Here is a 13,258-nt window from a genome sequence, read left to right as displayed (position 1 = left end):
GTACTGTTTAGAATACTCTCATTTTCTATATATCCACTTGACTAATCGTAGGAATCTTTGGTGACAATAACTAGAGAGTGGAACAAGCCGGTTAGATTCCGAGCAATTGCCTAGACTTGGAAATTAGCCACCCGATTTTGGTGGATGATTTTTAAGCCGTAGCAATGCACAGGAATCTAGCTTGTGTAACTCGTTTCAGTTAGAGAGTGGAACAAGCCGCAGGAAATTGGTTTGTGTAACTCGTTTTAGTTAGAGAGTGGAGCAAGCCGATTAATTTTCGAACATTAACGTAAAATCATCTTTGATTCCCCTACTTGGAATCGGAGATGATTTTTTATTAAGTCAAAAATTAAGAGCTCATCCCCTTACTGACGATTCGTATACTAAACAACTACAAAAATAAGGTATCCTAAGTGGTGAATTACATAAAGGCCCAAAAAAGTATTTAGCCCTCAGCTATATTTCTTTGGGTCTTTTGTGTTGAGCTTATCATTTGATAACCGTAGCAAATGATAGTAGTATATGAAATTCATAAGAACTTGAAGACAGTTAGCCCTCATATGCTAGGATCTTCAAGTTTTTTATAATTTCGACGTTAAATGCCTCACGGTCATATGACTGTGGGGTATTTTTCGTTTTATGTTATTATTAAGTTTATTTACATATATTTATTTATTGTTATTTTTTATAAAAAAAGTCCTCAGAAATATTCTGAAGACTCAAGGAATTATTTGGATGATGATCGTCCTTTCCGGCCGTTATTTTTTAAATTCTTTAAAGTAAGCTCTTTTAATTCGTTCATATCGAATCCATACATGTCCGATAAAACCATCAACAGCTCTCCATCGATAGCTCTGTTTTTATCCATTTCAATCGAACTTATCACCGAAGTAGAAGTTGAAAAGTTATAATCGGATTTCGCTATGCTGACAACTTGTCGCATAGTTAACTCTTTGAAGAAACGTTTTGTCTTTAGATATTTTCCAATTGTGGCCATTGGTTGAATTAGCTCCATTCTTTCATATGTGATACTTTAACTTTACACATGAACTCATTCAAAAACAACATTGAAAAGTAATAAAACAAAGATTAAGATTAATCTATCCCTTATAAAGGATAGAATACTCAATTAAACACCTAAAAATGTGAAATTCTATGGAGACGTACAATATGTATAGCAACAAATATTTAAAAGCTTATTTAGTTCTAAAAGACGTTCGCCAACCAGACGTTGCCAAATTACTTGGCAAATCGATTTCAACTATCCGTCGTAAATTTGAGAATCTTGGTTTTACTCAACGGGATATGATCTTGCTTCACGATGCTTACGATATTCCTTTGGAAGTCTTTTTCTATGATGAAAACAAAGACGACAAATCATTTAAGATTGACTCAAAATAAAAATCTCCCTTAAAATACAAAAATGTATTTTAAGAGAGATTATTTTTTTAATATAAATTATTTGTTTTCAGCAATAGCTTTATTAACTGCAGCCTTTTCGTCTTCAATCAAACTGACATTAGTTTCGATGATCTTAATGTCCATCTTGATTTCACGAGTCAAGCCAGGTGTGTTGATCTTTGGTTCAAAGAAGGCTTTGAATTCAGCCAAACGTTCTGGTGTGTGGAAGATATTAGCAGTTACTGTGATGTAAGTTGCAAATTCCATATCGCCACCAACAGTATCTTCTAGCCATGACCAGTCGTTTCTGATCCAATCCCAAGCAGCTTGTTGAGCTTCGTCGTTAGCTAAAGCACCACGATACCAGGCACGCAAGTCTTGTGGTTTAACTGTTTCAGCATCTTCGAATTGACGAATCAACTTAGTGATCAATTCTGACTTACGAACGCTAGTTACAGCGGCACAAACGTCAGCTTTGTAACTTGGATCGTAGCTCTTACGGTATTCATTCAACAAAGTATCGAACAATTCAGTACTGCCGTAGTTCTTAACTTCATTTCTCAAAACGAAGAGACGAATGTCAGCTGGCAAAGCAGCCAAGTTAGCTTTATTGGCAGTGAACAAGTCGTGAGCATCAGTGATGGCCTTAGAATTTTCAGCATACAAAGCGGCACTCAAGACATATGGACGTGTCAATTGATCATCGTTTGATTCGCCCTTCTTTGATGTCCAGCCCAAACGAGCAACTTGTTTAGCACTCAATTTTTCATAGAGAGCTTGGAGGTTCTTTTCTTCAGTAGAACCAGGTTTAACAAATTTCTTCAAGTTGTTAGCCACACGGTATAAGGCAGCGTTGACAACGTTTGAGTGACTTTCTGCAAAACCAGTTAATAATGGCACGATTGAAGCATATGAGATTTCACGTGCATCGGCTAAGAGACGTAAGTCTTGTAAAATACCAAGTTGAGAAATGGCATCAACGTCATCGATATTGTCTAAGATATCTTTCAACAAAGCATCGTCATATTTAACGATAAAGTGTGAATTATTGCCAACATTCAAACGGAATGGCTTGCCAGCATCTTGACGTAATTGATCGTAGTCGCCCAAAGTAATTGTTTGATCAGCCATGATTTGTGGAGCAACATCATAATTGCTGTTCAAAGGAATTTGCCATAGACGGCCTTCATCCTTACCATCACCGATAAAGAATTGTTGTTGTGACAATGTCAACTTGCCATCAACAACTGAGGCTTTGACAACTGGATAACCTGGTTGCTCCAACCATGAGTGCATGATCTTACCAACTTCGATACCAGAAGCATCACCCAAGGCGTTCCAAAGGTCATCACCTTCAGCATTGCCGTATTGGTGAGCAGCGAAGTAAGCTTTCAAACCTTTACGCATGTTTTCGTCACCTAATAAGGCACGAACCATGACTAACATTCTGGCACCTTTAGCATAAACGATAGCAGAATCGAACAAGGCATCAATTTCAGCTGGATCATTAACTTGAACGTGGACTGATTGAACGCCGTCAGTGGCATCACGTTGCAATGCTGCGGGAACATCTGATGTTTGGAACATTTCCCAAACGTGCCAATCGGGTTCAATGGCATCGACTGCAACGTATTCCATCATGTTGGCAAAACTTTCGTTTAGCCAGAGGTTGTCCCACCACTTCATTGTGACCAAATCACCGAACCATTGGTGAGCCAATTCGTGAGTAATAACTGTGGCAACAAGTTGTTTAGTATCAAGTGCTGTATTGTCAGGGTCAACCATCAAGTAAGCTTCACGATAAGTTACTAGACCCCAGTTTTCCATCGCACCAGCTGAGAAGTCAGGAAGTGCCAATTGCCATGAATGTGGTAGTGGATATGGAGTTTGATAGAAGTCTTCATAAAATTCAATGGCACGTTTAGCGATATCCAAAGCAAAGTCCAATTCGTTAGCCTTGTGAGCTTTAGTAGCAAAGACCCCAACTTCAACGCCACTATTAGTCTTAGTCTTCTTAGATTGTAGGTCACCAAAGGCGAAGGCAATCAAGTAAGTAGACATTCTAACAGTTGTATCGAAGTAGTGAACGCCATCTTCTTCACGGATTTCAGGCATGTTAGCGATAATTGTTTCGCCAGGTTGTTCATCAAACTTGATAGCAAGGTCAAATTTAGCCTTAGCTTCAGGTTCATCCACACATGGGAAAGCTTGACGAGCAAACGTTGTTTCGAATTGTGTACCGATGATTTGTTTCTTTTCACCATTCACTTCATAATATGAAGGATAAATACCCATCATTGAGTCAGTCAATTTAGCATGGTATGAAATTGCCAAAGTAGTTTCACCCGCTTGACCTAAGTCAATGTGGATTCCTTCATGCTTGTCGTCAACTGTGAAAGGTACATCTTGGTCGTCAGCTTGGACGGAATCGATTTCTAGGAATTTTTGGTTGATAGAAATAGTTTTGTCTTTGGCATCACCATTGATCTTAGTTGTACCAGAGATTTTCTTAGTTGCACGGTCGATATCGATGAAGACATCGTAGTGCTTTGGTTGGAACGTATCATAAAAACGTTTTATTTCAGTCATAAGTACCCCTCTAATTGATTTTTAATATATTTCTAATTTATTATAATCTTTACGTTACAGGAGTTTCAATAAAAAGGGAACTCATTAAATAAAAAAGTTGCTGAATCGGCTAAGTTTGGTTGTTCACTGCCGTCTTCCATAAAATTTCGGTAGATGCTGGAACGCTGTGAGAGCAACTTAGAGCCAATTACAGTTCAAATTGTCTCTAAGCTTGTCTGTCTCTAAGCTGGCAAAGTACGCCAACCAAGAGACTTCCACGGCTGAGCATCTACCGAAATTTCATTCCAGACTAAATCATTTCTTGTTGCATAAAAAAGCCATCCAGCTTTCCTAGATGACTTATATACCTAAACAGGATCATACGCCTTACAACGTTTTGACCAAATTGTACCAAGTTTCATCAGCATGGTCGGAATCAGCTACACCTTTATTTTCAAAACCATTCTTCAAATAAAATGGTACATTTCGCTCCAAACTTGTTAACGAGATACTCTCGCGTTGATTCTTTCGAGAAAGTTGCTCCATAGCATCTAACAATTGGCTACCGATATGATGACCACGATATTCTGGATCTATTGCAATCGTAAAGATGATTTGATGCCCTCCGGTTGGCAGGTTCTTAGGCGTGTTTTCGTACATCCAATCTTCTACATACTCTTCTTTAGTCGCTGGTCCCACTACAACCCCCACGACCTTCTTGTCAATTTTGACAACTAAGAAAGTATCAGCTATTTTCCCAATTCGATCTCGATATTGTGCTTCGGTACCGGCTTCTTCAGCGGTAAATCCTAGACGTTCGATTCTTAATATTTCTGGCAAATCTGCCATCGTTACATTAGTTATTTCCATTCTTATCCTCATTGTCTCATTATCTTGCAAAACTTTTCTTCAACAGTTCCGCAAAAATTTCAATATAATAGCCCGAATTGTCAGCCTTCCAGTATGCATAATATTTCTGCACCAATTTACGATCACCTTTAACCAGTGGAATCATCTTAACGATATTTTGATCGAGTTGTTTTTGGGTACGTTGGTTGATAATCAAATATCCCTGATTAGACGCAATCAACATTTGAGCTTCATCGTAATTTTTTGCTAAAACAAATTCCCCTTTAACGCCGAGAATTTCTCGATAATAACTCTCCTCAGTTGCTTGTTGATCATCATCAACAATTAGAATACAAGGAACATCTGCTAATTCGGCAATATCAATCCTCTCAGTTCCCACTGGCAGAGTTTTATTGACTGCCACCATAAATTCACTGTCGGTCAGAAACTCATTTTGATATTCATTGGACAGTGCTCGACGCTGGTCGGAAAAATTCAAATCGATCTGACCAGTTCGCAACAACTCATAAAGTTCCTCATGCGTACCACTGTTGATTTTGATTTTAACCTTTGGATAGTCCTTCGTAAATTGTGAAACAGCTTGAAGAAATTCACTTGTACCAAAGCTCCGTAAGTAGCCAATATGCAATTCTATTTCGTCGTTCTTTTCGATTTTTTGCGTATTTTTGATTAATTGCCTAAGGTCTGCCAAGATATCTTGGCTGTGCGTATAAAAATATCGCCCTGCTTCAGTAACTTCAAAACTACGACCTTTACGATTCAATAATTTAACTCCCAGATTACTTTCCAATTCTTTCATTTGCTGGGAAATAGCCGATTGGGAAATATTGCATTCAACTGCTGCTTGCGTAAAACTGTGATTTTTGACGATTGCGATAAAATATTGCATCTGTTGAAACATAAACTTTGCCTCAAATTATTTTTCTTTATATTATAGCAATTCCGTAAGTGTTTTAATTGAATTATATATGGGGGAAAATTCATGCGTAAACTTACTTCTAGATTAGTAACCGTTATGTGGGCCTTAACTTTAGCTGCCGTCATCAAACACGTTGCTATTTATCACAGTCTCAACCACATCACCATCGACTTCACTCATCCTACCGGTCTAATCGGCTGGTTATTTACAATTTCTTTGTTATTAACTGCCTTTGACTATATTTACTTTCATTTGATCAAGGCTCCAAAAAAATAGATCATCCCCCAATCGGATGATCTATTTTCTTAATACAATATTTAAAAAACATATAATCATTAGCATTTAAATCTCTTTGAAATAACCAATCTAAACAATCAAAGAAACCAATTAGCACGGGAAGTAAAAAATATCCGAACTTCAAAAATAGGACTGCTTTTCAATTTCTAATTATTTTGCATTCAAACCAACACTATCATGCGAATAGTACGTATCATCAGCGATAGCTTTCTCAACAAAATCAGCAATAGAACTAATAGAAACATCATGACCGCCGAATGGTTCGCCTTTACGCGTAATTTCGTAATTGACTGGGCCATTTGTAAACCAGCCAGGACGGATCACAGTATAATTCAAATCTGAAGCTTCAATGACATCAGCGGCTTCACGGTAAGGACGAAGTACGCCATTACTACTCAAATTACCATTGCTACCAACGGATGCCGGAATTTCGTTGTAGATTCCCATTGAAGTAATGAACAACAAGCGAGAGACATTGTTACGATCCATTGCTGCAACAATTCTTTTGGCAAACTGATCTAATGGACCACTCAAAGCTACAAAGACGGCATCTTGACCTTTCATCGCCTTATCCAAATCACTATCTTTCGTAACATCCCCAGCGACGACAGTTTCACGGTCACTGACATTAAGACGACTAGCACTTCTGGCAAATAAAGTAAGTCTGTTATCAGTTTCTTTCAATAAAGTTTGCCGAACAGCGCCACCAATCGTACCAGTGGCACCAATAATCAATACATTTGTCATAATTTTATCCTCTTACTTTTCGCTAACAATCAACAATGATTTGATAGCTTCACGCTTGTCCATAGCTTCATAAGCAGCTTGAATGTCATCCAATTGGAATCTCTTAGTGAAGACTTTTCCAGGATTGATCTTACCTGACAAAACAGCATCTAATAGGATTTTCTTATCATCTGATGTTACTGAAGCAATTCCACCACGTAGACCAATATTTTTCCAGAACAAGTTGTTAGTATTCATTTCAGCTTTTTGTGGTACACCGACACGGCCAACGACAGCACCAGGGCGACCAACTTTAACAGCCGTATCAACTGATTGTTCAGTTCCAACACATTCAAGCACGGCGTCAGCACCTGTTCCAGTTAATTCCATAACTTTAGCCACAGCTTCGTCACCACGTTCAGCAATAATATCAGTTGCTCCAAATTCCTTAGCTAATTTTTGTCTATCTTCATGACGACTCATAGCAATAATCCGTTTGGCGCCAAGTAATTTGGCAGAGATCACTCCGCACAAACCGACTGCACCGTCACCCATAACTACGACTGTATCGCCTTTCTTAACTTCTGCACTAGTTGCAGCATGGAAACCAGTTGCCATAACATCTGCCAAAGTCAAAAGATTGTTCAACATATCATCTGAGTAGTCTTCTGGTTGACCAAGAATCTTCACTAAAGCCCAATTGGCATTAGTAAATCGCAAGTATTCTCCTTGATAGCCACCATTGCCACCAGCTTCTTGGTTCAAACAGTCACCGTCAAAGCCAGCTAAACAGGCAGCACAATGACCACAACCATGTGTAAATGGAGCAATTACAAAGTCGCCAACTTTAACATCTTTAACTTCTGAACCGACTGATTCAATAATTCCGATAGCCTCATGTCCAACGGTTGAACCAGATTCTCGTTTGGAAATTCCACGATACCACCAAAGATCTGATCCACAGACACACGCACGTACAATTTTTATGATTGCGTCAGTTGGTTTTTGGATTTCTGGTTTGTCATATTCTCTGATTTCCATTTTTCCTGGTTCGATAAAAGTAGCTGCTTTCATAATTAACTTTCTCCTTAAATTTATTATTATATTCATTTCCTTCAATAATTTACGAGACTTATAATACCTGCAATTTCTAATTAGACCAATTGCAAATATCTAAGTTATCAATAAGTAAAACTTATCAATCAAAAAAGCCATCTAGTTTCCTAGATGACCCTATCTAAATATTGATATCTTTACTCAGCCAACTTGCCAACTTCATTTAATTTGGCTAAAACTGAATGTTTATGTGGCGATTGCATGATAGCGTCTGATAAATCCTTGCCAGCAACATTGCCGTGATGCTTGCCGCCTTGCCAAGGTTCTACATCAGATACATCATAAACGACCCCATCGATTGCAACATAAGCTGGTTTGCCATTTTCGCCATTGAATTCTTTTAATTCCTCAAGTGTAAATTGTTTGTCTGCCATTAAATCAACCTCACTTTTCCAAAATTATATTTGCCTATATTATGGCATGTTTATGACCAATAATTAAATTTTTAAGCCTTATAAAATTTGTCGAATTCAATATCCAAATCATTATAAGCCTGTTGCAAGGCCTTTTCTGGATCAACTCCTTGAGTTTGTAAACCTTGCGCCCGAACGATCGAAAATTTGTCAAAGCCCATCAGTTCTTCAAAAATTCCTTGCAAATACATTCTTGAGAATTCCAATGGTGTGTAGCGGTCGTTGTTGGTGTAAATCGAACCGCTAGCTTGCAATAACATAACTTTGTAATTGTCCGTCATCAAACCAACCGAGCCTTCCGGAGTATATTTGAAAGTCTCGTGAGCTACCAAAATATTATCAATATAGTCTTTCATTTTGGAAGTGACATTGAAATTATGCAGTGGCGAAACGATCACGATCCGGTGGTGTGATTTGAATTGTTCCAACAAGCGTTGGTTGACTTGATATAACTCAGCTTCTTTAGCAGTTAATTCAATATTATTAGCTTGTTTCTCCCAAATACCTAATAATTCATCCGTCTTTAGTTGGGGAATAGTTTCTTCATAAAGATTCAAAAGATCAACCTTCTCATTTGGAAACATTGTTTGGAACTTTTCCAAGAAACGATTCTGTAATTTCATTGAGTAGTGAGCTTCGTTGCGAAAATCCGGTTGTGCGTTGATGATTAATGTAGTCATTTTAAATACTCCCTTTAAGTTTATTTCTGAATAAACCTAGTTTACAATTAATAAGTGACAACTAATGGCACCTTTAAATAAATTCGAGGCACAAAATGAATAAAGCTGAACGTCTAAATCAAGAACTGATCTTTTTAGGTACAAAAGAATCTTTTCAAATCAAAGATCTAATGACTGAATTCAATATTTCCAAACGCACTGCTCTGCGGGATATTTCGGAATTGGAAAATATGGGCATGGCGTTTTATGTCGAAAAAGGCCGTTACGGCGGATTCCATCTGCTCAAACAAAAATTGCTGATTCCAATCACTTTTAATCTCGAAGAAGTCAATGCTATCTTCTTTGCTATCAACGCTTTGAGTCTATTGTCCGCTACCCCCTTCGAGAAATCATACAAGCACATCTATGACAAATTATTAGCCACTTTGCCACAGGACCAACAAACCTATGTCGCCAAATTGCAACGTGACGTCAATTATTACAAGGTCCCTTCGATCTCGGCACCTAACTTTTTAAATTTAATTTTGCAATCCATTTTGGAAGAAAAAGTCATTGAAATAACTTACCATCAATTTGCCCAAAAACAGCAACGGCTTCAAGTTTACAATCTGCTTTACCGCCACGGCATTTGGTTTTGCGATGCTTATGATCTGACTGAAAAACGTTGGGGAACCTATCGTTGCGACAAAATTGAACAGTGTGCTCTGATCACGACTACGCAAAAAACACTCAATCACGAACAACTATACCAATTAAAGCAAAACTATGAAGATAACTATCACGACATTCCCTTCAAATGTACACTGACACCTTTGGGCAAGGAATTATTCCAAAAAAATAACTATCCTAACATGCAGCTTCACGAAACAAACGGCGAAATAATTATGTCCGGTGGCTACAATCATGATGAGTTCGACTACATGATCCAATACTTGATTGCTATGGGTAAAAATGTCAAAATCATCTACCCTGAAGCTTTGAAACAAGCTTATTTGAAAGAATTGCAACAAATTATCGATAATTATTAATCATTTATGCAAGCGTATTCAAAATGAGCTATTATTTAGTTATTCGTTAAATATGGAGGTCTTTCAATTATGGAAACTTTTACTATGATCAAGTCACGTCGCGCCATTCGTCAATATTCTGGTCAAATCACCGATGAGCAATTGCAACAAATCTTAGTAGCTGCCAACGCCGGTTCAGCTGGAATGGGTGAATTTGAAAATTATCGGTTGACGGTTATCCAAAAACCAGAGATCCTATCACAATTAAATGGCATTTATGATGCTCCAACTGTTATCGTCGTTTCAGGCAAGAGTGCCGATTTGATGACTGGAAATTCCGCTGGGACAATGGTTCACGGTATGGAATTGGCTGCCGAAGACCAAGGACTAGGTGCCAACTACAACATGGCTTGCCTAAGTTCAATTCCTGTCGGCGTCATTCCAGATGGTTTCCAACCACTTTTCGCTATCACTTTGGGCCAAACTTCTGAAAAGTTCACTCCCCGAGAAGTTCCTTTAGATAGAATCAAAACTAATATCGTAAAGTAAACAGTTTTAATTATTCAGATATACAAGTCATCTAGGAAAACTAGATGGCTTTTTTATTGCAAATTAAAATTTCTTATAAAAACTATAATTAAATTAAATTTTGTATTGAGATTAATTATTATTTAAGTGATAATGAGAAGTGCTTTTTCATTTAACTTTTCAGAAAATGGAAATAATTTTTATAGATATATAGGGGGATTTATGAAAAATATTTTTAAGAAAGAAAGTGTCGCAAACTACGTCAAAGCCGACTCTCATCTAGTGAGAACTTTACGCGCTAAAGATTTAGTTGCTTTAGGTATCGGTGCCGTTATCGGAACTGGTATCTTCATTTTACCCGGCCACGAAGCTGCTTTACACGCCGGTCCAGCAGTAGTTATTGCCTTTTTAGTGGCTGCCTTAGTTTCCGGAATGGTCGGTATGGCCTACGCTGAATTTTCTTCTGCAATGCCAGTTGCCGGTTCAGCCTATTCATTCGGATCAGTCATCTACGGAGAATTTATCGGTTGGCTGTTAGGTTGGGCCTTGATTTTGGAATATTTCTTGGCCGTTTCCGCTGAAGCAACTGGTTTTGCTTCATATTTCAATGACAATATCTTGGCTGCCTTTGGAATTTATTTACCTAAAGCACTGCAAGCTGGTCCCATGGAAGGTGGCGTCATCAATTTGACTGCCAGTTTGATCGTCTTGATTGTGGCTTTTATTATTTTCCAAGGAGTAAATTTGTCAAAACGGATTGAAAATATCGCCGTTGTAGTCAAAGTTGCCATCATCATTTTGTTTGTTTTGGTAGGAATGTTCTATATCAAAACTGCCAATTATGTACCCTTCTATCCAGCTAAATTCCACTCAACGCCATTTGGTCTCGGGGGGATTTCTACCGCTGCAGCGACAGTCTTCTTTGCCTTCATCGGTTTTGATGCTTTAGCTGCCAATTCGGCTGAAACGATCGAACCCGGCAAAAACGTCGTTAAAGGAATCATCGGTACTGTTATTGTTGCCATAGTTTTATACGTCGCTTTTTCGTTCGTTTTAACTGGTATCGTGAATTACACACAACTAAATGTTGATGACCCAGCTGCCTATGCTTTGAAAGTGATCCACTTGGGCGGATGGAATAAAATCATCACTTTAGGTGCCTTGATCGGTATCTTTACAGCTATGGTCACTATGTTCTTCGGTGGCTCCCGACTAGTTTATGCGCTCGGACGTGACGGATTGTTGCCTAAGTTCCTGGGTAAAGTTAACTCCAAACACGCCGTACCAACCAACGCCATCATTATCGCCACAATTATCCAAACATTCTTTGCTGGCTTAGTTCCATTGACGCAACTAGCCTCATTGATCAACGCTGGTACCTTGTTGGCCTTTGCCTTTATTTCCTTTGGAGTTATTCCACTTCGCCGTCGCAAAGACATCAAGAACACCGGGTTCAAAATGCCGCTCTATTCATTCTTGCCTATTTTGGCCGGACTATTCAGTGTTTACTTTATCGTCATGTTGCCTAATCTAACGAAGATCTCTGTTTCAATTTGGTTGATTCTGGGTATTATTTTCTACTTTGTTTATGGAATCAATCATTCAAAATTACAAAATAAAGATTAAGTTTGATTGTTCACTGCCGTCTTCCATGAAATCCCGGTGGATTGCTGGAACGCTGTGAGAGCGACTTCGAACCAATTCTACGAATTGTTTTACATTAGTAGTGTTAATATTTTAGATCCAATGATTCGATATTTATTTACAACAATACTAAAATAGGCCATCCAGTTTTATTATTTTGGGTGGCCTATTAATATATCTAAATAATTGTATGAAACCAGTGGTATTTTTGATTAAACACAATTTAACCTTGCAGCCGCTTTTGTTTGAATAATTCAATCATTACATGGAAAATAAAAGTAATTATGAAAAAGAAAGTTAGGTCAATATTTTGGATTTTAAAAAAGTAGTTCAAGCTCGACACTCAGTTCGTGATTTCAGTGACAAGAAAGTTTCTCCTCAGACAATCAAGAATATCGTTCAATTAGCGCAACAGGCCCCTTCATGGGTCAACTCGCAGCCTTGGAAAGTTTACGTGGCTCAAGGACAATCATTACAAGCTATCAAAACTAAGTTTCTCGAAAATGAAACAGCCGGCAAAAAAGCTGATCCCGATTTTCCTACCTTGCATCGTGAAGATTGGAGCGAAGAAACTCAGGCCAATATGAAACAATGGCGCCATGAAATCGTCCATTATTTCGAAAATTTCGATGAAGCTCACGCGACTATGACTGCTGCCAGCGATGCCTTAAATTACGCCCCAACCATTCTCTATTTGACGATTCCAAAAAATTCATCCGCATGGTCAGTATTCGATCTGGGCGCTTTTGCTCAGACACTGATGTTAGCTGCCAAAGACCAAGGTTTAGACACGATTCCTACTTACAATAGCGTTCGTTATCCCGCGGCAGTTCGTAATGCTTTGCAGATTCCTGATGACGAAACCTTGGCGGTTGGGATTTCTCTGGGCTATGCCAAAGATACCCACATTAATGGGTTCCGTTCTAAACGTGTTGATGTTGACGATATTTTGAAATTCAATTGATTGGTTAGTTAGTTAGTTGTTCACTGCCGTCTTCCATGAAATTCTGGTGGATTGCTGGAACGCTGTGAGAGCAACTTAGAGCCAATTGCAGTTCAAATTGTCTCTAAGCTTGTCTGTCTCTAACT

The 13,258-nt window shown here is 38.3% G+C and carries 14 protein-coding genes; 6 read left to right on the top strand and 8 right to left on the bottom strand.

Annotated features, from left to right (window positions below; translation table 11 throughout):
• Positions 1 to 727 precede the first annotated feature (727 nt).
• Positions 728 to 997, bottom strand: a complete 270-nt coding sequence (locus FD29_RS09035; protein WP_057888614.1) for a hypothetical protein — start codon at positions 995 to 997, stop codon at positions 728 to 730.
• Between the two features lie 173 nt (positions 998 to 1,170).
• Between FD29_RS09035 and FD29_RS09030 the strand changes: the two genes are divergently transcribed.
• Complete coding sequence (locus FD29_RS09030; protein ID WP_057888613.1) at positions 1,171 to 1,401, top strand: helix-turn-helix transcriptional regulator; 231 nt, start codon at positions 1,171 to 1,173, stop codon at positions 1,399 to 1,401.
• Positions 1,402 to 1,458: 57 nt separating this feature from the next.
• Here FD29_RS09030 and FD29_RS09025 read toward each other — a convergent pair whose 3' ends face one another.
• The 3 genes from FD29_RS09025 to FD29_RS09015 all read right to left on the bottom strand — a co-directional run bounded on the left by FD29_RS09025 (position 1,459) and on the right by FD29_RS09015 (position 5,740).
• Entirely contained in the window at positions 1,459 to 3,990 is a 2,532-nt protein-coding gene (locus tag FD29_RS09025) for a M1 family metallopeptidase (protein ID WP_057888612.1), read from the bottom strand.
• Positions 3,991 to 4,356: 366 nt separating this feature from the next.
• The gene (locus FD29_RS09020) at positions 4,357 to 4,839 is read right to left on the bottom strand and encodes a GNAT family N-acetyltransferase (RefSeq protein ID WP_057888611.1); all 483 of its coding nucleotides are present in this window, start codon (positions 4,837 to 4,839) and stop codon (positions 4,357 to 4,359) included.
• 19 nt (positions 4,840 to 4,858) lie between these two features.
• A complete protein-coding gene (locus tag FD29_RS09015) occupies positions 4,859 to 5,740 on the bottom strand; it encodes a LysR family transcriptional regulator (RefSeq protein ID WP_057888610.1) in 882 nt (293 codons plus the stop codon).
• A gap of 81 nt (positions 5,741 to 5,821) precedes the next feature.
• Here FD29_RS09015 and FD29_RS09010 point away from each other — a divergent pair, with 81 nt between their 5' ends.
• Positions 5,822 to 6,034, top strand: coding sequence for a hypothetical protein (locus FD29_RS09010; RefSeq protein ID WP_057888609.1), 213 nt, complete (start codon positions 5,822 to 5,824; stop codon positions 6,032 to 6,034).
• Between the two features lie 171 nt (positions 6,035 to 6,205).
• Here the strand turns inward: FD29_RS09010 and FD29_RS09005 are convergent, their stop codons facing one another.
• The 4 genes from FD29_RS09005 to FD29_RS08990 all read right to left on the bottom strand — a co-directional run bounded on the left by FD29_RS09005 (position 6,206) and on the right by FD29_RS08990 (position 8,990).
• Positions 6,206 to 6,802 (bottom strand): NAD(P)H-binding protein, encoded by a 597-nt coding sequence (locus FD29_RS09005; protein WP_057888608.1) that lies wholly within the window; start codon positions 6,800 to 6,802, stop codon positions 6,206 to 6,208.
• A 12-nt stretch (positions 6,803 to 6,814) separates the two neighbouring features.
• The gene (locus FD29_RS09000; protein WP_057888607.1) at positions 6,815 to 7,855 is read right to left on the bottom strand and encodes a zinc-dependent alcohol dehydrogenase family protein; all 1,041 of its coding nucleotides are present in this window, start codon (positions 7,853 to 7,855) and stop codon (positions 6,815 to 6,817) included.
• 179 nt (positions 7,856 to 8,034) lie between these two features.
• On the bottom strand, positions 8,035 to 8,271 hold the full coding sequence (locus FD29_RS08995) for a cytochrome b5 domain-containing protein (RefSeq protein WP_057888606.1): 237 nt from the start codon (positions 8,269 to 8,271) through the stop codon (positions 8,035 to 8,037).
• Between the two features lie 71 nt (positions 8,272 to 8,342).
• The gene (locus FD29_RS08990; RefSeq protein ID WP_057888605.1) at positions 8,343 to 8,990 is read right to left on the bottom strand and encodes an FMN-dependent NADH-azoreductase; all 648 of its coding nucleotides are present in this window, start codon (positions 8,988 to 8,990) and stop codon (positions 8,343 to 8,345) included.
• Between the two features lie 95 nt (positions 8,991 to 9,085).
• Between FD29_RS08990 and FD29_RS08985 the strand changes: the two genes are divergently transcribed.
• The 4 genes from FD29_RS08985 to FD29_RS08970 all read left to right on the top strand — a co-directional run bounded on the left by FD29_RS08985 (position 9,086) and on the right by FD29_RS08970 (position 13,133).
• Complete coding sequence (locus FD29_RS08985) at positions 9,086 to 10,018, top strand: helix-turn-helix transcriptional regulator (RefSeq protein ID WP_057888604.1); 933 nt, start codon at positions 9,086 to 9,088, stop codon at positions 10,016 to 10,018.
• Between the two features lie 69 nt (positions 10,019 to 10,087).
• A complete protein-coding gene (locus FD29_RS08980) occupies positions 10,088 to 10,546 on the top strand; it encodes a nitroreductase family protein (RefSeq protein ID WP_057888603.1) in 459 nt (152 codons plus the stop codon).
• A gap of 201 nt (positions 10,547 to 10,747) precedes the next feature.
• Positions 10,748 to 12,151 carry an APC family permease gene (locus FD29_RS08975; protein WP_057888602.1) on the top strand — a complete coding sequence of 468 codons (1,404 nt, stop codon included), beginning with the start codon at positions 10,748 to 10,750 and terminating at the stop codon, positions 12,149 to 12,151.
• Positions 12,152 to 12,479: 328 nt separating this feature from the next.
• Positions 12,480 to 13,133, top strand: a complete 654-nt coding sequence (locus tag FD29_RS08970; RefSeq protein ID WP_057888601.1) for a nitroreductase — start codon at positions 12,480 to 12,482, stop codon at positions 13,131 to 13,133.
• The last annotated feature ends 125 nt before the right edge of the window (positions 13,134 to 13,258 follow it).

This window comes from Companilactobacillus mindensis DSM 14500 (assembly GCF_001434275.1).
In the GTDB taxonomy this organism is placed as follows: domain Bacteria; phylum Bacillota; class Bacilli; order Lactobacillales; family Lactobacillaceae; genus Companilactobacillus; species Companilactobacillus mindensis.
This window is presented reverse-complemented; position numbering and strand designations above follow the sequence as displayed.